This is a genomic window from Pseudomonas sp. SCB32 (assembly GCF_009189165.1).
In the GTDB taxonomy this organism is placed as follows: domain Bacteria; phylum Pseudomonadota; class Gammaproteobacteria; order Pseudomonadales; family Pseudomonadaceae; genus Pseudomonas.
The window spans coordinates 5,103,080-5,124,416 of the sequence record NZ_CP045118.1 but is presented as its reverse complement, the minus strand read 5'-3'; the positions used below and the strand labels follow the sequence as shown (position 1 = coordinate 5,124,416).

Here is a 21,337-nt window from a genome sequence, read left to right as displayed (position 1 = left end):
TGGAAATTGTCTTGGCTGGCAGTAGCCGGGTTACAGCGCTTCGCTCAGGTGGCGAACAAAGGCCTGGATGGTTTCTTCATTGCGTTTGAAGAAGTTCCATTGGCCGACTTTTCGACTGGTCACCAGGCCCGCGCGCTGGAGGGTGGCCAGATGCGCGGAGACGGTGGATTGCGACAGACCGGTGCGCTGGTCGAACTTGCCGGCGCAGACGCCGATCTCGAAGGATTGGTGCTCCTGCTCGACGAAGTAGCGCTCCGGGTCCTTGAGCCAGCGCAGCATGTCGCGCCGCACCGGATGGGCCAGGGCCTTGAAGATTTCGTCGAGATCGATATCAGGATCGAGAGTGGGATGTTCAGTCATGGGCGCATCGGTATATCGCGTTGAGACGAACTATATATCGGTGAAAAACGATATGAATTCGTTTGAGGCGATAGTAATGATCGACAGGGGTGATATTAGCCTTTGGCACCGTCGTAGGAGCGGACTCCGGTGCGGTTGCAGGAGCAACTGTCTGTTGGGCTCCCGCGTTCGCGGGAGTGACGGGGTGGGACTTGCCCTCCCTTGGCGTAATCCCCGCGAACGCGGGGACCCAGAAAGCAACATAGGAGCGGGCCATGCCTGCGATTCGAGCCCATTGGGCGCTCCTACAGGTTTGCCTCGATTCCGCGCTACTCTCTGCCCCATGAACTACCTCGCGCATCTCCACTTGGGCGGCGACCGGCCCGCCCAGCTGCTCGGCAGCCTCTACGGCGATTTCGTCAAAGGGCCGCTGGCCGGGCAATGGCCGGCCGACATCGAAGCGGCGATCCGGGTGCATCGGCGCATCGACGCCTACACCGACAGTCATCCCTTGATACACATTGCCAAGACGCGCTTCCCGCAGGAGCGCCGGCGCATGGCTGGCGTGCTTCTGGACGTGTTCTTCGACCATTGCCTGGCCCGCGACTGGGGGCGTTTCTCCGAGGAGCCGCTGGAGCAGTTCACCCATCGCGTCTACGGTGTACTGGGCCGTACGCCCGGCTTGCCGGAGCGTCTGGCCCGCATTGCACCGCGCATGGCCGCGCAGGACTGGCTCGGCAGTTATCGGGAGTTCGAGGTGCTGCAGGACGTGGTGTCCGGGATGTCCCGGCGCCTGTCGCGTCCGGCCCTGCTGGAGGGCGCCTGGGATGAACTGGAGCGCTTGTACCTGCCATTGAGCCACGATTTCCGTGAGTTCTATCCCGAATTGCAAGCCTTTGTCAGAACGCTGCCGGAATCGATGGACGGTCCGACTTGACTTGATGTGCGTCAACCGCCCGCCGCTCCATCGCGTGTGCAATAGACACATCTGAAGGACGACGAGAGGAGCTGCAAGATGAAGTCGTTAATGGTCGCAACGGATCTGTCGGGCCGTTCGGAAAAGGCTCTGCATCGCGCCGCGGCACTTGCCAAGCGCTTCGCCTGCCCCTGGACCGTGCTTTACGTGGTCGACGAGGACCAGCCGGCTGCGCTGGTCGAGCAGGAGGCGACCCAGGTCAAGATGATGCTGGAGGCGCGCCTGGTCGAGCTTGCCGAACTGGGCGGCAGCAGCCCGAAACTGATGGTCGAGCGGGGCGATCCGAATCAGCAGATTCTCGCTGCCGCCAAGAGCTGCAATGTCGAACTGCTGGTGATGGGTGCCCATCGCAAGAGCGTGCTGCGCGACATCTTCGTCGGCACCACGGTCGAGCGCGTCCTGCGAGCTGGCGAGCTGCCGGTGCTGGTGGTCAACCAGCCGGCGACCGGCGAGTACCGCGACCTGCTGCTGGCGCTGGACATTTCCCATGCCTCGGCCAACGCGGTGAATGTCGCGGGGGCGCTGGGCCTGCTCGACGGCGCGGTGCGTCGTGGGGTCTACGCCTTCAGCCCGCTGGCCAAGGGCATGATGCAGTACTCCGGGGTGAGCGAGGAGCGGGTCGACGAATTCGTCGGCACCGAGACGCGCCAGGCCGTGGAGGAGCTGAAGACCTTCCTGCGTGACGAACAGTTGGACGGTCGCATCGACGAACAACTGGTGGCCGTCGGGCTGCCGGGCAACGTGCTGCAGCGGATGGTCGACAAGCATCGGCCTGACCTGCTGGTCATGGGGACTCGGGGTATGGGCGGGATCAAGCGTGCCCTGATCGGCAGTGTTGCCGACTACGCTCTGCGCGAGCTGGATTGTGACATCCTGGTCGTGCCGCCGGAGGCTTGATCCTCCGGCGCCTGGAGACTGTTTTCAGGCTTCACCGGGCAGCTCGAGGGTGCTGCCCGGTGCCGTTTGAAAGCCGTTTCGTCAGAGTGGGAACCCGCCGGCCGTAGGTTACGGCGGGCTCCACATCATTCCTGCCTGCCTTCTTTCCTGATCAGGCCGCTATGGCCGACTCTTCCTGTACGTCGCAGATCACAGCGTGGATCGTTGCGTGCGCCTGTTTCGCCAGGAGATTGCGGTCCTGGTGAGCGCTGGACAGCGCCGGCAGCAGATGGATTTCCACGACTCCCCGATCATTGCCGAACAACCGCTTCAGGTGGCTGACCAGATCGTCGTCGCCGATGAAGGGCGCCAGTTCGCACGCCTGGCCGTCGCGGCGGTAGCGCAGCGCCACCGGCTGCACCGGTACGCCGGCCTCGATGGCGCTGGCCATCAAGCGGCCGTGGAAAGTGCGCAGGCCCTGGCCATCGGTGGTGGTGCCTTCCGGGAAGACCAGCAGCGAGCGGCCACGCGACAGGTGCGTGGCCAGTTGCGCGTTGATCATTCGCGAATCGCCCGAACCACGGCGAATGAACAGGGTGCCGGCCTTCTCCGCCAGCCAGCCGGCCACCGGCCACTGGCGCACTTCGGCCTTGGACAGGAAGGTCAGCGGCAGCAGCGCGCCGAGCAGCGGGATATCGACCCAGGACACATGGTTGGAAACCCACAGCATCGGCTGGCTGGACGGCTCGCCGTGCACCTTCACCTCGAACGGCAGGGCGGCGGTGAGGCGTGCCAGGAACCAGCGGGTCAGGCGCTGGCGCAGGGGCATCCAGTCGCGGCCGGGCAGGCGTTCCAGCAGGCTGACGAAGCAAGCCAGCGCCAGGCCCATCGTCAGCACCAGCAGCAGGCGGACGACGCGCAGCCAGGCGCGCAGGCTGCGCATCACACCGCTGCCTTGAAGTGGCGCGCGTAGCGCGGGCAGAGTTCGTCGCGCTTGAGCAGGATGAACACGTCGGCAACGCCGAAATCCGGGTCCCAGCAGGGCTCGCCGCAGATCTTCGCACCCAGGCGCATGTAGGCCTTGAGCAGCGGCGGCAGCTCGGCGGTGAGGTTGTCCGGCAGGTCCAGCGGCGGCAGCGGGGTCTTCGGCTCGGCGCGCAGGTTCTGCTGGCACAGGTAGCGGTCGCGCAGACGCTGCATCACCGCGCGGGCCTGGATGCCGCCGTCGCGCATGGGGATGCTGGCGCAGCCCATCAGGTAACGGTAGCCACCTTCATTGAGGACTTCGGCCAACTCGCTCCAGAGCACCGCGATGGTGCCGCCGTTGCGGTAGTCCGGGTCGACGCAGGTGCGGCCGATTTCCAGCACCGGGCCTTGCAGGTTGTCCAGGCCGTCGAGGGCGAACTCTTCCTCGCTGTAGAAGCGGCCCAGGCGCTGGGCGGCGCGGTGGTCGAGCAGGCGGGTGGTGGCGACCAGCGCGCCGGTAGTCAGGTCACGCACGCCGATGTGGGCGCAGTGGCGGTCGTAGTCGTCCATGTCCAGACCTTGGTCCGCGCCCTTGAGCTGGGCATCGAACTCGCTGCTGAACACACGGTAACGCAGGGCCTGGGCTTCGCGCAGGGCGCGGGCGCCGCGCAGACGCACGGCCTTGAGACGGCGTTCTGCCGGGGTGTCACAGGAGAGGACGATCTGACTCATGCGAGTGCCTCCGTGAGCCGGCCATGCGGGTTGCGGCCGGTCGGCTTTGTTGTGCAAGCTCAGGCTAGAAATCAGCAGTGTCACGGCCATGACGGTGCAGTGATGCTTGTATGACAACGACGAATGGCTTGAAGAAGGAGCGCCGTGATGTCCTGGAAATGCCTGCTCGGCCCGCAGGATCGACTGCCCGCTGGAGTCCCCCTGGACGACTGGTTCGCCGAGTTGCTCGAGCGCGCCGGTCATGTCGGCAGTTTCGAACTGGCGGTGCTCGGCGGCCGTCTCGCGGCTACTCCGGGGCTGGCATTCCTTGCCGGCTACCAGGCAGCCCTGCGCGCCCTCTGGCCGGCCGCGCCGCTGGGGCTGGGGGCGCTGTGCGTGACCGAGAAGAAGAGCGTGCGTCCGGCGGACCTGCAGACCCGCCTGGACGGCCTGGTGCTGCACGGCCAGAAGGACTTCGCCACCGCCGCCGACCGCGCGGCCTGGTGGCTGGTGGCGGCGCGCGACGAAGACGATGGCGAAGCACCACGGCTGGCCATGGCCGTGGTGCTGGCCGGCGCGCCGGGCGCACGGCTTGAGCCGTTGCCGGCCCTGCCGCTGCTGCCGGACATCCCCCACGCCCGCCTGCTGCTCGACGGCGCCCATTGCGAGCGCCTGCCCGGCGATGGCTGGGAGACCTACAGCAAACCCTTCCGCACCCTGGAAGACACCCATGTGCTGGCGGCGATCTGCGCCTGGCTCTACGGCCTGGGCACTGAACTGCGCTGGCCGGCTGAGCTGACGTTGCGCCTGGTCGGCGTGCTGGCCGGTTGCGCGGAAGTGAGCCGGCAACCGGCCGACCAGGCTGAAACCCATCTGCTGCTGGCTGGGGTATTCAGTCAGTTCGAAGGCCTGTCGGCGGCACTGGACGCCGCGTTCGCCGGGGCTGATCCGACGTTGGCCGCAGCCTGGCAGCGCGACCGAGGCGTCCTGGCGATCGCCGGCGCTGCGCGGGCCAAGCGCCTGGAGAAAGCCCGTGCGGTATTGGGGCTTGATCCAGGTCAGTGAGCGCGAGGGAAGGGGTGGTTAGCCTTTGCGGCCGTTTCTGAGGTGATACCCAGAAATACCCGCAAGGCTACCCACTGTTTTCCCACTCTCTCGACAGGAAATCTCCCCATGCGACGCGAACCCATCGTGCTGTTCGACGACGGCAAACACCAGTGCCTGTGTTTCGACGATCTGGTGAGTGGCGATGGGGTGCAGTCCAACCAGTTCCTCATCGTCGACCACGAGAAGCGCCTGCTGCTCGATCCGGGCGGCGACCTGACCTACACGCCGCTGTCGCTCGAGCTGTCCAAGCTGTTCCCGCTGCAGGACCTGGACTACATCTTTGCCTCGCACCAGGACCCGGACATCATCGCCGCCCTCGACAAGTGGTTGCTGCACACCCGCGCCAAGGTCATCTGTTCCAAGCTCTGGGCGCGCTTCCTGCCGCACTTGACGGCCAACTACCTGGCGGTCAACCACGGCATCTCCACCTATGACCGGGTCATTCCGCTCCCCGACCGTGGCGAGTCGGTGCAACTGGGGCGCTGCCAGCTGAAGATGATCCCCGCGCACTTCCTGCATTCGGTGGGCAACTTCCAGGTCTTCGACCCGGTGAGCAAGATCCTCTTCTCCGGCGACATGGGCGCCTCCCTGGTGGACGACGCGAGCCCCGTGCAGGACTTCGCCGCCCATCTGCCGCACATGGAAGGCTTCCACCGCCGCTACATGGCGTCCAACAAGGTTGCCCGACTGTGGGCCTCGATGGTCCGTGGCATGGACGTCGAGATGATCGTGCCGCAGCACGGCCGGCCCTTTGTCGGCAAGGCCATGATCAGCGCCTTCCTCTACTGGATCGAAAACCTGCAGTGCGGCATGGACCTGTTGGGCCCGGAGGATTACCAGGTACCGCGCTGAGAGTCGCAGTCAGCTCATGCGCAGCAGATCGTGAACAGGCTCTGACCGATTGCGCCAATCGTCCTTGAACTCGGCACGATCGGCGCTTATTTCGTCATCTTCGCCGTGCTAGGGTGCGGGCCGACCCGATAACAAGAGGCCCACCGATGCCCACCCTCCCGCGCTTTTCCCCGCGCAGGCCGCTATTGCGTGCCCTGGCGCTCGCCAGTTGCCTGCTGGGCGGCCACGCCTTTGGTGCCGAAACCTGGCCCGAGGCCGACTGGCCCCACGGCGCCACGCCCAGTGGCGCCGCTGTCCAGGCCTTCGAAAGCTACGCTTTCCCCAGCCGCGACGATGCCACCCGCAAGGGTGTGCGTACCGACGCCGTGGTGGTGATCCGCGATGGCCAGTTGATCTACGAACGCTACGCAGGCCCCACCAGCGCGCAGACCCCGCACCTGGCCTGGTCGATGAGCAAGAGCGTGATGGCCAGCGTGCTCGGGGTGGCCTACGGCGAGGGCCGCTTCCAGCTCGACGACCCGGTGGCGAGCCACTACGCACCCTTCGCAGTGCACCGCGACATCCACATGCGCCACCTGCTCAACTGGGCCTCGGGCCTGGCCTGGCAGGAAGACTACGAATACGCCCCGGTGCGCTCCTCGGTGGTGGCGATGCTCTACACCCGTGGGCGCGACGACATGGCGAAATTCGCCGCCGACTTCCCGCTCGACGCGATCCCGGGACAGCGCTTCCGCTATTCCAGCGGCGACAGCAACGTGCTCTCGGCGACCCTCAGGCAGATGGTCGGACCACAGGCCTATGCGGACTACCCCTGGACTGCGCTGTTCCAGCCACTGGGCATCCAGTCGGCCGTGTGGGAGCGTGATGCCAGCGGCACCTTCGTTGGTTCGTCCTACGCCTACATGACGGCCCGCGACATGGCGCGCATCGGCTTGCTGATGCAGCGCGGCGGGCGCTGGAAGGAGCGCCAGTTGCTGCCACAGGCGTGGCTGCAGTTCGTCCTGGCGCCATTCCCCAACTACAAGCCGCAGGCGGAGAAACCCGGCGAAGCGGTGCCCGGCGGCCAATGGTGGTTGAATCGCGCGGTGGCCGGCGCGCCGGCGCCCTGGCCGAGCGCGCCGGAGGATACCTTCGCCGCCCTCGGCCACTGGGGGCAGGCGCTCTACGTGATCCCCGAGGAGAAACTGGTGATCGTGCGCTACGCCGACGACCGCGACGGCAGCTACCAGCACGACGCCTTCCTCAAGCTCGCCCGGGCGGCCTTCGCCCATGGGGAGGTGCAGCCATGATCCGCCGTCATCCGGTCATCACCGCCCTGGTCCTGCTGCTGCTCATGCTTGCCGCCACGGCCTGGCAGAACCGCGTCCATCTCGCCGCCTTCCCCGGCATCATCGGCGCCTACACCGCCAAGGAGTACTGCTCCTGCCGCTACGTCATGGGGAACTCTGCGGACTATTGCCGGGCCTATACCCAGCAGTACGTGCCGATCAGCGCCTTCCGCGACGACGAAGCGCACAAGCGGGTGACCGCCCGTGGCCTCGGCAGTACCCAGACAGCCACCTGGCTCGGCGCGCGCGAAGGATGCCGGCTGATGCCCCAGGCGGATGAATTGCCCAACCACTGACGGGCGCGTTCCACGGAGCGGGGCGACCCGCTCTGGAGGAACGATGCCTTCTCTGAAATGTGCGCTGTTGGGCGCGCTGTTGATTCTCGCCAGCCCCCTGGCGCTGGCCGAGTGGCAACTGGACGGCGGCACCTCGCGGATCAGCTTCGTCTCGGTCAAGCGCGGCAAGATGGCGGAGGTCCAGCGCTTCGACCAGCTTTCCGGGCAGATCGACGACAAGGGAGCGGTGCGCCTGGTCGTATCGCTGGCCTCCATCGACAGCGGCCTGGCACTGCGCGACGAGCGTATGCGCAACGCGTTCTTCGAGGTCGAGCGCTACCCGGAGGCGACCATCACCAGCCAGCTCGACCTGAGCCGCTATGACGATCTGCAGGTGGGCCAGTCGCGGCCGGAAACCATCGACTTCATCCTCGACCTGCATGGCCAGCGGCGCCGGCTGAAATCCGAAGTGCTGGTCAGCCGGCCCGGCGAGGGGCGTATCGAGGTGACGACACTGGAGCCACTGGTGCTCAAGCTGATCGACTTCGATCTGGAGGAGAGGCTGGAGCCGCTCAAGGCGGTCGCCAATCTCCCGTCGATCACCCCTGAGGTACCCGTGTTCGCGGTGCTGGGGTTCCGTCAGGTGATCAAGCAGGTGCCGTGATGGTTCTCGTAGGAGCGGGCTCCGTCCTCGTTCAGCCGGCAAGGACCGCTTGGCACGAAGCTTATCGCGGACAGAGTCCGCTTCTACCCAAGGCGTGTAGAGCGCTGCAGTCTGATGACCTGGGCCCGAAGGGTTAATGACTCACATGAGGACGCACTGTCATATCGACACCCAGCGCCTTCATGACGGCCAGCAGTGTCTTCAGAGTCGGGTTGCCGTGCTCGCTGAAGGAGCGATAGAGCTGCTCGCGGGGTAGCCCGGTTTCCCTCGCCAGTTCGCTCATGCCCTTGTCGCCGCCGCAGAGCGGAATCACCAGCGTGTAGCCCTGCTGTCAACGGTCAAAGGCTTCGTAGCGTTGCCGTACTTTCGATTTGCTGCTCGACAGACGGCTCATATGTCCGCAGGTGGGACACCACTGACCCGCACGGATATTGCTGAATGCGCTGTTCCAACTATGGCCGCGATGGCAGAGCCAATGCAGCTTTTCCTGACACCTCACGTACTCGCTGGAAAGACATTTACCGCCGCGCTCTTTGGCGATGCGATGGGCATCTTCGATGGTCAGACGTTGGGCTAGCGTCACGCAGGTTCGGCACCAGGTGCCTGCCAGTACATGGTGAGCCCTTGCTTCCCATTCGTGGTTCCCCGCACAGCGGAAACGATAACGTGAAGTGGCGCCCTGATACTCCTTGGTCAGACACACGCCGCCATGCTGGGCGGCGGCGGCTCGTAGACGCGCCAACCCATCCGCCTGCCAGATATCACGCTCAATAGGCCAGTTTTGGCAACGGGGGCACCAACTACCTTGCTTGATGATGGACGATCCGCGTACCTGCCAGACGTGTCCCTTGTCGCAGCGGAACTCGTATTTTCTCATGAGCCCCAGATACTGCTTTGACAGGCACTCTCCGGCATGCCGTTTCGCGGCTGCACGCAAGCGTTTCAGACCGTCAGGTAGCAATAGCGTGTCTGCCTGTTTTGCCCGGCCTTCGTTGCAAACGGGACAACTCATATTCTCCAGCGCGGTGCGTCCTGTCCGCTCCCAGACATGCTCCTGGGCGCAGCGAAAACGGTGATTCTTCTTTTCCCCGAGCCATTGCTTGTCCAACAAGGTGATGCCAGCTTTCTTGGCCTTGGTGCGAAGCTGTTGCAGACGTTGCTTTCCCAGACAGAGTTGGCATTCGGGAAGCTTCGAATGCAAGGTAAACGGCCTCATATACCGCTTGATTTCGTGCCCCTCGCGGCAGCGAAACCAGTAGGTTGCCTGAAACCCCTTCCATTCCCCCTGCCGCTCCATGCCCACGCGCTCTGTCTCGGCGTGCAGGTGGTCGTAACGTGCCTGCGCCAGTTCGTCATCAACGCATGTCTGAGGACTTTTCACCGTCCCGATACTCCCGCTGCCTGATTCCAACGTGCTGAAAACAAAACGCTTCATGGCGAAGCTTGAGCCTCCAGTGAGGCGTGACGTTAGCGCAAACAAGCGGGTTCCTACGGTTGTAACGGTTGGATGAGGAAGCATCAGACGGCAAGTTGGGAAAGCACCGACTCGGCTAAAAAATGACCTGAAGCTAGTGTTGCGTCCCGGTTTCCGTGACGAGACGCGCAAAATGGACATTCGCCAGCCCGCCTGCAAACTGATTGCCAGCGTCTTGTCTGGCCTGCTGATCCTCAACCCCCTCGTCGCGGCAGCGGCCGAGCTGGCGGTGGATGCGGCGGCGGGCGGCAATACCCAGCTTGGCGTGGCGGGCAATGGCGTGCCGGTGGTGAATATCGCCACGCCCGACGGTGCGGGTCTCTCTCACAATAAATTCTCCGACTACAGCGTCGGCCAGAACGGCCTGATCCTCAACAACGCCACCGGCAAGACCCAGTCCACCCAGCTGGGCGGGATCATCATCGGCAACCCGAACCTGAAGGGTGCCGCCGCCAGTAAGATCCTCAACGAGGTCACCGGGGCCAACCCCTCGCAGCTGCGCGGCTACACCGAGGTCGCCGGCCAGTCGGCCCATGTAATCGTCGCCAACCCGCACGGCATCACTTGCAACGGCTGCGGTTTCATCAACACCCCGCGCGCCACCCTCACCACCGGCAGGCCGGTCCTCAACGGCGGGCGCCTGCAGGGTTATGACGTCGACGGCGGCGAGATCGCCATCGAGGGCGCCGGCCTCAATGCCGGCAACCTCGACCAGTTCGAGCTGATCACCCGCAGCGCCAGACTCAATGCCGAGCTGTACGCCAACCAGCTGACCGTGGTGACCGGCCGCAACCAGGTGGACGCCGAGACCCTCGCCGCCAGCGCCAAGGCCGACAACGGCAGCGCCAAGCCGCAACTGGCCATCGACAGTTCGGCGCTGGGTGGCATGTACGCGGGAGCCATCCGCCTGGTGGGCACCGAGCAGGGCGTGGGGGTGAAGCTGGCCGGCAACCTGGCCGCCAGCGCCGGCGATATCCAGCTCGATGCCAACGGCCAATTGAGCCTGGCCCAGACCAGCACTGTCGGCAGCCTGCGTGCCAAGGCGCAGGACATCGCCGTCACAGGCCCGGCCTACGCGGCGGGGGCGGTCGAACTGACGGCCAACGGACAATTGAGTAACAGCGGCCAACTGGCGGCGGGCTCCCGCGTGCAATTGCAGGGTGCCCAGGTCAGCAACAACGGCATCGTCGAAGCCGGGGTCAACTCGGACAACAGCCGCAACACCCAGGGCGACGTGGCGATCAACAGCCAGACCCTGCGCAACAGCGGCAGCGTGGTCGCCAGCCGCAACCTCGACGTGAATGCCAGCGGCAGCCTCGACAACCAGGGCGGCAGCCTGCGCGGTAGCAACACCACGTTGGGCGCCGGTAGCCTGAGCAACAACCAGGGCCGCGTGCTGGCTGCCAACGCCCTGAGCCTCTCCGGCCAGCAACTGAGCAATATCGGCGGCCAGGTCGGCGCGCCGTTCATCCAGGTCCGTGGCGGCGCGCTGGACAACCGCTTCGGCCTGTTCAGCGCCGAGCAGTCACTCAACCTCGACCTGGCCAGCCTCGACAACCAGCAGGGCACCTTGTCCAGCCGGGGCGCACTCACCGCCCAGGTCAGCGGCATGCTGAACAACAGCCAGGCCGGCAAGCTGATCAGCGAGGGCGCGCAACACCTGCGCGCGGGCCAGCTGAGCAACCAGAACGGCGGGCGGGTATCGAGCCGTGGCCCGCTCGACGTCCAGGCCAATGCACTGGACAACCGGGGCGGCACGCTGGTCAGCGACGCTACGTTGAACCTCGCCGGCGGCAGCCTGGACAACCGCGACCAGGGCCTGGTCAGCGCAGGCCAGGACCTACAGCTCACGCTCGACAGCCTGAACAATGCCGGCTCCATCCAGAGCGACGGCGCCGTGCGCGTGCAAGCGCGCACGGTCGCCAACGCAGCGGGCGGGCAGGTCGCCGCCAAGGGCAACCTCAACGCCCAGGTCGGCAGCCTGACCCAGAACGGCGGCGCGCTGCTCAGCGAAGCGTACCTGCAGGTGCTGGCCCAGCAGATCGACAACCACCAGGGTGGCTGGATCGGCGCCATGCAGGGCGTCGACCTGCAAGCCGCTGCGCTGTTCAACCAGGGCGGCGAAATCTCCAGTCGAGGCGCGTTGAGCCTGCGTGCCGCCAGCGTCGACAACAGCGCCGGCCGTATCGCCAGCGATGGCCTGCTGCACTGGCAGGGCGACAGCCTGGTAAACCGTGCGGGCAGCCTGGTCGGGCAGGGCGGCCTGAACCTCGATGGCCGCAGCCTGGACAACAGCCAGGGCGGCACGCTGAGCAGCCAGCGCGACCTCAACCTGACCCTGGCCGAGCGGCTGGATAACCAGGCCGGCGGCCAATTGCTCAGCGAAGGCGCCGTGAACCTCAGCGCCGCCCAGGTCGACAACCGTGCCGGCACGCTTTCCAGCGCGGGCGCCCTGAACGTCACTAGCACCACCCTGAACAACCAGGGCGGCAAGTTGGTCACCGACCGCACGCTGAACGTTGCCGCGCACAGTCTCGACAACCGTCAGAGCGGCGTAATCAGTGCCAAGGGCGCGCTCGACCTGCGTGGCGATACCCTGCTCAACAGCCAGGCCGGGCGCATCCTCGGCGGTGCCGGTCTGCAGCTCACTCACACCCGTGTGGACAACAGCGACCACGGCCGCATCGAAGCGGTCGGTCGCGTGAGCGGGCAGGTCCGGACGCTGGATCAGCATGGCGCCGGACAACTGGTCAGCAACGGCGGTATCGATCTCGACTTTGCCGGCGGCAGCCTCGACAACAGCCAGGGCGGCCTGCTCGCCACTCCGGGTGCGTTGCTGCTGCGCAACCTGGCGCAGTTGAACAACAGCGCTGGCGGCGAAGTGTCCAGCCAACAGGGCTTCGCCCTGCAACTGGCGGCCCTGAACAACCAGGGCGGCAAACTGCTCAGCGAAGGAGCCTTGAACCTCTCCGCGCAACGCCTCGACAACCGCCAGGGCGGCTGGGTCGGCGCGCTGCACGGCATCGAAGTGCAGGCTAGCGAGCTGTTCAACCAGGGAGGCGAGATCAGCAGTCGCGCCACCGTGAACCTTACCGTCGGCCAGCTCGACAACAGCGCCGGCCTGATCGCCAGCGATGACCGGCTGACACTGCGTGGCCGCAGCCTGGACAACAGCCAGCGCGGGACGTTGAGCAGCCTGCACGACCTCGACCTGAACCTGGCGGATAGCCTCGACAACCAGGCCGGCGGCCAACTGCTCAGCGAAGGCACCTTGAACCTCGGCGCCGCCCAGGTCGACAACCGCGCCGGCGTGCTCTCCAGCGGCGGCGCCCTGCGCGTCACCGGCAACGCCCTGAACAACCAGGGCGGCCGCATCCTCTCCAGCGATAGCCTCACCCTGCAGGTCCAGGGCACGGCGGACAACAGCCAGGCTGGTGTGCTTTTCGGGCGCAACCAACTGCAACTGGACGCCGCAGGCCTGAACAACAGCCTGGGTGGCACCGTTGCCAGCCAGGGCGCGATACAAGCCCGCCTACAGGTCCACCTCGACAACCATGCCGACGGCGCCCTTGCAGCCGGCGGCGGTCTCAGCGTCACCAGCGCGAGCCTGAACAACCAGGGCGGCAGCCTCTCCGGGGGGCAGGACCTGACCCTCGTCACCGGCACCACCGACAACCAGCACGGCCGCATTACCGCCCAGGGCCAGCTCGACGCCACCACCGGCGACCTGGATAACCGCAACGGCATCCTCAGCGGCAAGCAAAGCCAGCGCCTGCTAGCCCAGGCCATCGACAACCGCGCCGGCCTCATCACCAGCCAGGGTGGCCTGGAGCTCACCGCCAGCCGCCTGGACAACAGCCAGGGCGGCGAACTCTCCGCGGGCGGCACGCTGCAACTGCGCGTACAGCAACTGATCCAGCAGCAGGGCCGGCTGATCACCGGCGGCGACCTGAGCCTGGACCTGGCCGGCGGCGACTTCGACAACCAGGGCGCCGTGCTCAGCGTCGGCGGCCTGCTGCGCATCGACAACCTGCGCCACCTCGACAACCGCGGCGGCGAGATTTCCAGCCAGCACAGCTTCCAGCTCAATAGCGCCAGCCTCGACAACGGTGACGCCGGCCGCATCATCAGCGCCGGCCAACTGCAACTGAGCGCAGGCAGCCTGCGCAACGCCAACCTTGGCCTGCTCTCCGGCTGGCAAGGCCTGGCCATCAACGCCGCCGACCTCGACAACAGCACCGGCGGCACCCTCTCCAGCAAACAGGGCGCACTCGACGTCACCTTGAGTGGCCGCCTCGACAACCACGGCGAAGGCGCCCTGGTCAGCCAGGGCGACCAGCACCTGCGCGCGGCCAACCTCGACAACCGGGGCGGCATCCTCTCCGGCCAGGGCAACCTCGACCTGACCATCGCCGGCACCCTGGACAACAGCGCCGGCGGCCTGATCAACGCCCAGCAGAATCTGCAGATCGACACCGCCAACCTGAACAATGCCAGCGGCGAAATCGTCGCCCACCAACTGCAGCTGCGAACCGGACAACTGGACAACAGCCAGGGCCGCCTGCTCAGCGAGAGCGACCTCAACCTCAGCGTACAAGGCACCTTGAACAACGCCGCCGGCCAGCTTGCCAGCGGCGGCGACCTGCTGCTCACTGCCGGCGACATCGACAACCGGGGTGGCCAACTGATCAGCCAGCGCCAACTGAACCTGCACGCCGCCCAGTTCGACAACCGCGCCGGCACCCTGGCCAGCCAGCAAGGGCTCAACCTGCTGCTCAGCGGCGCCCTGGACAACCGCGACGATGGTCTCATCGTTAGCCAGGGCGGCACCCTGCTGCTCAGCGCCCAGCGCCTGGACAACCAGGGCAGCCGCCTGCAAGCCCAGCAGGACATCACCCTGCGTCTGCAAGAGGACCTGCGCAACGAAGGTGGCCGGCTCATCAGCCAGAACGGCGCGGTCGACATCGCCAGCGCCAGCGCCTACAACGCTGGCGGCACCCTCGCCAGTCTCAACGGCACGCTCAACCTGGTCACCGGCTGGTTCACCAACAGCACCGGCATCACCCAGGCCCAGAGCCTCGACATCGACGCCGGCAGCAACCTCAATAACAGTGGCGGCCATATCTCTGCCGTCAGTGGCGACAGCCGTATCGTCGCCACCGTCATCGGCAATGATCAGGGCGGCCTCTACGCCGGGCAGACCCTTACGCTCAAGAGCGACTATCTGCGCAACACCCTGGGCCAGATCGGCGCCGCCAATATTGACCTCGCCTTGGGTGAGCTGGCCAACACCGATGGCCTGATCGAGAGCAGCGGCAGCCTCAACCTGAGCGCCGACTTGATCCACAACGGCAACGGCCGCCTGCGCGCCCTGGGCCAGAACGGTGCCACCACGATCCGCAGCGGCTTCCTCGCCAACCAGGACGGCCGCGTCGAAAGCGCCAACAGCGACCTTATCCTCGACCTGGGCGGGCTTGGAAACGACGGCGGCGCCTTCCTGCACGTCGGCAGCGGCCAGTTCGGGGTCAACGCCGGGCAGATCGCCGAAGCTGGCGGCAGCTTCGTCACCACTGGCCACCTCGACATCACTGCCGACAGCTGGAGCAACAGCAGCGTCCTGCAGGCCGGCTGGCTCACCCTCAACATCGGCCAGTTCACCCAGACCGCCAGCGGCCGGCTGCTCGCCAGCCAGGCCCTGACCGGGCGCGGCGGCCACTGGAACAACGACGGCCTGCTGGCCAGCGACGGCAGCCTCGACATCCAGCTGAGCGGCACCTACAGCGGCGCCGGCCGCGTCACCAGCCTGGGCGCGCTCAACCTCGCGGCCAACCAGCTCGACATCAGCCAGGGCGCCAGCGTGACCGGCGGCCAGGGCGTCACCCTCGGCGCCGGCACCCTGAACAACCGTGGCCGCATCACCGCCGCGGGTGACCTCACCGCCAACACCGGTAGCCTGAACAACTTCGGCACTCTCGGCAGCGCCGGAAAACTGCGCATCAACACCTGGGACCTGCTCAACGACGGCCAGAGCAATGGCGCGCTGATCTTCAGCGGCGGCGACATGACCCTGCGCGTGGGCGGCAGCCTGATCAACCGCTATGCCGACATCTACAGCCTGGGCAACCTGGATATCACCGGGGCCACCCCGGAAGCCCTGGCCGGCGCGCTGAAAAACATCTCGGCGACCGTGGAAAGCCTGGGCGACATGAGCCTGAAGGTTCGCACGACGGAGAACCGCACCGACGTGCTCAATACGACGGCCGGCGAGCTGCTTTCCGCCGCCATTGGAGTGCGTTGTTATGACTGCTCCGTAGCCCCGCAGCCCGGTGAGCGCACACCCAGCAGCCATATGGTCTGGGTCGAGAACTACCGAGGTGAGCTGGGCGAAAGCTCTCCCTCGGCCGCCATCAGCGCAGGCGGCAATCTGAAAGTCGAAGGCCAGAATCTGCTCAACCAGGCATCGACCATCGCCGCCAGCGGCAACATCTCGATGATGCTGGACAGCTTCACCAACAGCGGTGTCGCCATTGGCGACCACTCCGTGCGGCGCTCCTTCGAGATTCCGTATGGCTCGGACGCATACGGCGGTCTCTTCTCGGGCGGTGTGAGTTTCTGGGACCAGGTCATGGCGTACAACGCCGCGAATGATCCGGATTATGACGCCGGTCTACGCTCGCCTACCGGCGACATGACACGGCCGAACCTTCACTTCTGGAACCGGGGTTGGGACGAGTCCCTTAGTCTGGTAACTATCAGGCAGGGCGGGCGAGAGGCCCCTCGCTTTGCCCAGTTCGGTTCTATTCGTCTTGATTTTCCAGGCACATCGCCCTTCGCGGACTTCCAGATGCCGCACTACCAGCCGGGCGCCCTGGTCGATGCGCCGGCGGTGGTCAAGAACGCCACCTTCTTCGACGAACTGACCATCCAGAGCCCCGGCAGCTCATTCGTCAGCGCCGTGGTCCAGGCCGGCGGCAATGTCGCCATCAATGCCACCCAGGACCTGAAAAACAGCGTCATCCGCGAAGGCGTCCCGCAATCGTCCGGCGCCTCGCGCGTGGGTGATACGGGGGTTGCCGGCAACAGCGCCAACGTCGTCGCCCTCAACGCCCAACTGCCCCCCGACCTCGCCCAGCAGCAGGTCAACCCTGTCACGCTCCCCGGCTTCAGCCTGCCCACCGGCAGCAACGGCCTGTTCCGCCTGAGTGGCCAGGAAGGCACCCAGAGCAGCGCCCAGACCGTTACCGGCGACGGTAACTACAGCTTCGCCGGCCAGAGCATCAGCCTGTCCCAGCGCGAGCGTACCATCGACGCCACCACCAGCCTGACCGCCGACCTGCAGCGCAGCGACGCCACCACCACCGGTACTGTTCAACGCAGCGCGACCTCCGTCGACAGCACCGACAGCGTACAACTGAACGGCGCCGCCGCGGCCCAGGGCGCGGCGGCCAGCGCCTCCCTGAACGTTGCCCAGGTGCAAGGCGTACCGAGCACGGCACGCCCGGACAACCGCCACAAATACCTCATCGAAACCAACCCCGAGCTCACCAGCCTCAAGAGCTTCCTCGGCTCCGACTACCTGCTCGGCCAACTCGGCTACGACCCGGACCATTCCCAGAAGCGCCTCGGCGACGGCCTCTACGAACAACGCCTGATCCGCGACGCCGTCATCGCCCGGACCGGCCAGCGCTACATCGACGGCCTGACCAGCGACGAAGGCCTGTTCAAGTACCTGATGGACAACGCCATCGCCTACAAGGACAGCCTGCACCTGAGCCTGGGCGTCGGCCTGACGGCGGAACAGGTCGCCGCCCTGACCCACGACCTCGTCTGGCTCGAAGAAGCCATCGTAAATGGCGAAAAGGTCCTGGTGCCGGTGCTCTACCTGGCCCAGGCCAACAACCGCCTGGCGCCCAACGGCGCGCTGATCATGGGCAACGACGTCTCCCTGATCAGCGGCGGCAACCTGCTCAACCAGGGCACCCTGCGCGCCAGCGGCGACCTCGCCGCCAGCGCCGCCAACCTCGACAACACCGGCCTGATCGAAGCCGCCGGGCGCCTCGACCTGCTCGCCCTGAACACCCTCAGCAACAGCCAGGGCGGCATCATCAAAGGCCGCGACGTCAGCCTCAGCGCCCTCACCGGCGATGTCATCAACCAGCGCAGCGTCACCGTGCATGACGGCGGCGTGGGCAACCGCACCTGGACCCAGAGCTTCGCCGACAGCACCGCGCGCATCGAGTCCGCCGGGCGCATGGACATCAGCGCCGGCCGCGACATCAACAACCTGGGCGGCGCGATCAGCAGCGGCGGCGACCTCACGATGCAGGCCGGACGCGACATCAACCTGCACAGCGTCGAGCTAGAAAACGGCACCACGCGCGGCCGCAACTACAACCAGAGCACCACCCAGCTGGGCAGCGAAATCAGCGTTGGCCGTGACTTCACCCTCGACGCCGGCCGCGACATCAGCGTCGTCGGCAGCCGCATCGACGTCGGCCGCGACGCCGGCATAAGCGCCGGCCGCGACGTCACCCTGGCCTCCGCCGCCGACGAGCAGCACAGCTACGACAAGAGCAAGAAGGTCACCACCCAGGAAGACCACGTCACCCAGCGTGGCACCGAACTGAGCGCCGGCCGCGACGTACTGATCGCCGCCGGCAACGACCTCACCCTCATCAGCAGCAAGGTCAGCGCCGGCAACGAGGCCTATCTGGTGGCCGGCGACAAGATCGCAATCCTTGCCGCCAACGACAGCGACTACAGCCTCTACGACAAGAAGGACAAAGGCGCCTGGGGCAGCAAGCAGACCCGCCACGACGAAGTCACCGACGTCAAAGCGGTGAGCAGCGAAATCAGCGCCGGCGGCGACATCACCCTGCTCAGCGGCGGCGACCAGAAATACCAGGCCGCCAAGCTCGACGCCGGCAACGACATCGCCATCGTCAGCGGCGGGGCGGTGACCTTTGAAGCGGTCAAGGACCTGCACCAGGAAGCCCATAGCAAGGAAGACAGCGACCTCAGCTGGAGCAGCTCCAGCGGCAAGGGCCGCACGGATGAGACCGTGCGCCAGAGCGAACTGATCGCCCAGGGCAACCTCGCCATCAAGGCGGTGGACGGGCTGAAGATCGACTACAAGCAGATCGACAAGGCCAGCGTCAGCCAGGCCATCGATGCGATGGTGAAAGCCGATCCGAATCTCGCTTGGCTCAAGGACGCCGAGCAAAGGGGCGATGTGGATTGGCGGGCGGTGAAGGAATTCCACGATTCCTACAGCTACAGCAACTCCGGCATGGGTCCGGCTACACAACTGGCCGTGGCCATTGCGGCGGCGGCCATTGGCGGCATGGCGGCAGCGGGAGCGCTCAGTGGCGCGGGAGTAGCGGGTGGCACCTTTGCCATGGGCGCCGGCGTCGGTGCGGCGGGCAGTCTCGCCAGCAGCACCGCGGTCAACCTGATCAACAACCAAGGCGATCTGAGTAAGACCTTCAACAGCGACACCCTCAAGCAGGTCGCCATCGCCAGCCTCGTTGGCGGCCTGACCCAAGGCTACTTCGATGACTTGACCGGCACCAAGACCCAAGTACCGACCGACAAAATTGTCTCGCCCTTGAGCACGGCTAACGGCATTGGTGGTTTCGCCGCGAATCAGGCATTGCAGAACGTCACCGCCACTGCGCTGAACAAGGCCATGGGCGAAGGCGGGAGTTTCGGCGATGCGCTCAAGGACAGCGTCTACAACACCTTCGCCGCCGCTGGCTTCAACGCCATTGGCGACTTTGGCAAGGCGAACGGCCTGAATGCCGGCGATGCGCAGATGGTGGTGATGCACGCCCTGATGGGCGGACTCGCCGCAGAGGCGCGTGGCGACAGCTTCGCCGCCGGCGCAGCGGGTGCCGGGCTCAACGAAGCCTTGGTTGCGGACCTGGACAAACTGGTCAGCGGCTACTCGCCGGAAAACCGCGAAGCCCTGCTGACCATGAGTTCGCAACTGGTGGGCCTGATCGGTGCGGTGGCGCAGGACAGTAATGCCAGCTCCAGCCAGCTCGAAACCGGGGCCTGGGCGGCGAAGAACTCGACGCAGTACAACTTCCTCAACCACCAGGATGTGAAGGACCTTGAAGCGGCCTTGCAGAAGTGCAAGGTGCAAGGCAATTGCGATCAGGTTCAACGCGACTTCCAGGCCCGAAGCGACGCGAACCGCGAACGCCTCAATGGCTGTGCAGCGGCTGGAACCTGCGCCGCGATACGTGCCGAAATCGATGCGGGCTCGCAGGCGCTTAACGACCTGGTGACGCGTCAGGAAACGGCCAATCCCGGCGGCACGGACAGCGACATCGCCTACGGCTTCATGATGAGTCGCAACGTCGTCGATTGGACGGCGGCGGGGCAACTGCATCTGGACCAGATTGCCAATCTCTGGCTGAAGAACGACGCCAGTTGGTTGGCCGAAGGCAGCGCCTATCTGGATCAATCGGGCTTCAATCCGTTCAGCATCAATGCGCTGGGCCTGAGCGGCGCTGTGACAGGTAAACCCACGGCCAAGGCCCTGCTGGAGGCGCTGAAGGCGGGAGAGCTACCTAAAGGGACGACCGATACCGCTAAAGGCGCGCTCTCGCCGGAGCACCAGCGGCTGCTGAGCGAGGTGGACAGCGCCGATCCGTTGCCGACGATGGGGGTGTGGGGGGCGGTTGACAAGGCAGCGGCGGGGAGTGCAAAAGGGACTGCTGGTGCGGCAGACGAAGCAATTAAAGCTCTGCCAGGCCCAAGACAAATAGATGCATCGTGGAGTGCAAGCACTTACAACAAAGGCGGCCTGATGACGGGGATAGAGCATGTCTTCTATCGTCACGGGCCCGATTCAGGATTTTCGAACGTTAGTAAGTTCTCACAAGGAACATCTGTCAAAGATGTTTCTAGTTACGTAGATAGCGCATTGCGATATGGAAAGGTTTCCCCTAATGGTCCCGGCGGGTATGTTATTGAGTACAACGCGGGCAAGGTTATCGGTACCAATGCTGCTGGTGCGCCGACAACTACTATTAAGGTGAATGTGCGGGATGGTGTAATTCAGACAGCGTTCCCTCTTTAATTGGTGGTGGTTTATGGGTTGTAATAAATCCCTTGTAGATCGCTTTCTCGAGCAGGAGCTGAACAACAATGTTCGGTCTATTTTGAACGGTGCTCTTGATGAGAGGGCGCAGTCAGAAAGTGTTCTTATGAGGGAGTTTGAGTTTAATTGCTTTGATGTTGCTTTTGATTTTCAGAAAGGCATTGTCAACTTGCAGGATGCCCTTTCTGTTGGGGATGGAAGCTCTGTAGATATACCAATATCAGAATTTGTTTCCGTCTGTGGCTTGAGCGCGTCGTAATCAAAAATCCCCGGCACTTGCCGGGGGTTTTTATTTCACCTCATGTTGATCTTGCCGTGTCCGGTGTCAGTAATTGCCGAAGCCGTCCGGCAGTCATTGCTTATCTGGCCTATTCGTTCACTGTGTAATCTTCGACATGGAGGACGAAAGCGATGGGATATTTAGTATTGCAACGCCGTATCGGTGAGGAAATTGTATTGAAAGTAACGCCGGGGGTGAGCGATGCGGAACTGATCCGCCAGCTCAGAGAAAAAGGGGACAGATTTATTTTTCTACTCTAAAGCGGTTTGGCGAGTCAGGATTAGAGTAAAGAAAATAAATCTGTCCCCTTTTTTCCCCCGACTTCCAGGCCCGAAGCGACGCGAACCGCGAACGCCTCAATGGCTGTGCAGCGGCTGGA

The 21,337-nt window shown here is 65.0% G+C and carries 12 protein-coding genes and 1 pseudogene; 8 read left to right on the top strand and 5 right to left on the bottom strand.

Annotated features, from left to right (window positions below):
- Positions 1-30 precede the first annotated feature (30 nt).
- On the bottom strand, positions 31-360 hold the full coding sequence (locus GA645_RS23380) for a helix-turn-helix transcriptional regulator (RefSeq protein ID WP_152225918.1): 330 nt from the start codon (positions 358-360) through the stop codon (positions 31-33).
- Positions 361-682: 322 nt separating this feature from the next.
- Here GA645_RS23380 and GA645_RS23375 point away from each other — a divergent pair, with 322 nt between their 5' ends.
- Positions 683-1,276 carry an ACP phosphodiesterase gene (locus tag GA645_RS23375; protein WP_152225916.1) on the top strand — a complete coding sequence of 198 codons (594 nt, stop codon included), beginning with the start codon at positions 683-685 and terminating at the stop codon, positions 1,274-1,276.
- Between the two features lie 78 nt (positions 1,277-1,354).
- On the top strand, positions 1,355-2,212 hold the full coding sequence (locus tag GA645_RS23370) for a universal stress protein (RefSeq protein ID WP_256676005.1): 858 nt from the start codon (positions 1,355-1,357) through the stop codon (positions 2,210-2,212).
- 151 nt (positions 2,213-2,363) lie between these two features.
- Here GA645_RS23370 and GA645_RS23365 read toward each other — a convergent pair whose 3' ends face one another.
- On the bottom strand, positions 2,364-3,134 hold the full coding sequence (locus GA645_RS23365) for a 1-acyl-sn-glycerol-3-phosphate acyltransferase (protein ID WP_152225914.1): 771 nt from the start codon (positions 3,132-3,134) through the stop codon (positions 2,364-2,366).
- Positions 3,134-3,889 carry an L-ornithine N(alpha)-acyltransferase gene (gene olsB, locus GA645_RS23360; protein ID WP_152225912.1) on the bottom strand — a complete coding sequence of 252 codons (756 nt, stop codon included), beginning with the start codon at positions 3,887-3,889 and terminating at the stop codon, positions 3,134-3,136. The genes GA645_RS23365 and olsB overlap by 1 nt, the downstream gene beginning before the upstream one ends.
- 147 nt (positions 3,890-4,036) lie before the next feature.
- Here olsB and GA645_RS23355 point away from each other — a divergent pair, with 147 nt between their 5' ends.
- From GA645_RS23355 to GA645_RS23335, 5 genes are all read left to right on the top strand, one after another.
- The gene (locus tag GA645_RS23355; RefSeq protein WP_152225910.1) at positions 4,037-4,933 is read left to right on the top strand and encodes an acyl-CoA/acyl-ACP dehydrogenase; all 897 of its coding nucleotides are present in this window, start codon (positions 4,037-4,039) and stop codon (positions 4,931-4,933) included.
- 108 nt (positions 4,934-5,041) lie between these two features.
- Entirely contained in the window at positions 5,042-5,827 is a 786-nt protein-coding gene (locus tag GA645_RS23350) for an MBL fold metallo-hydrolase (protein WP_152225908.1), read from the top strand.
- Between the two features lie 146 nt (positions 5,828-5,973).
- A complete protein-coding gene (locus tag GA645_RS23345) occupies positions 5,974-7,116 on the top strand; it encodes a serine hydrolase (protein ID WP_152225906.1) in 1,143 nt (380 codons plus the stop codon).
- Complete coding sequence (locus GA645_RS23340; protein WP_152225904.1) at positions 7,113-7,451, top strand: amidase; 339 nt, start codon at positions 7,113-7,115, stop codon at positions 7,449-7,451. Before GA645_RS23345 ends, GA645_RS23340 begins: the two co-directional genes overlap by 4 nt.
- A gap of 43 nt (positions 7,452-7,494) precedes the next feature.
- On the top strand, positions 7,495-8,094 hold the full coding sequence (locus GA645_RS23335) for a YceI family protein (protein WP_152225902.1): 600 nt from the start codon (positions 7,495-7,497) through the stop codon (positions 8,092-8,094).
- A 133-nt stretch (positions 8,095-8,227) separates the two neighbouring features.
- On the opposite strand, the pseudogene GA645_RS23330 reads toward GA645_RS23335, so the two are convergent.
- Both GA645_RS23330 and GA645_RS23325 read right to left on the bottom strand, forming a co-directional pair.
- Positions 8,228-8,383, bottom strand: a pseudogene (locus tag GA645_RS23330) (addiction module antidote protein); the annotation flags it as partial.
- Between the two features lie 42 nt (positions 8,384-8,425).
- On the bottom strand, positions 8,426-9,529 hold the full coding sequence (locus tag GA645_RS23325; RefSeq protein WP_152225900.1) for a hypothetical protein: 1,104 nt from the start codon (positions 9,527-9,529) through the stop codon (positions 8,426-8,428).
- A 172-nt stretch (positions 9,530-9,701) separates the two neighbouring features.
- On the opposite strand from GA645_RS23325, the gene GA645_RS23320 reads away from it, so the two are divergent.
- Entirely contained in the window at positions 9,702-20,657 is a 10,956-nt protein-coding gene (locus tag GA645_RS23320) for a DUF637 domain-containing protein (protein WP_152225898.1), read from the top strand.
- The last annotated feature ends 680 nt before the right edge of the window (positions 20,658-21,337 follow it).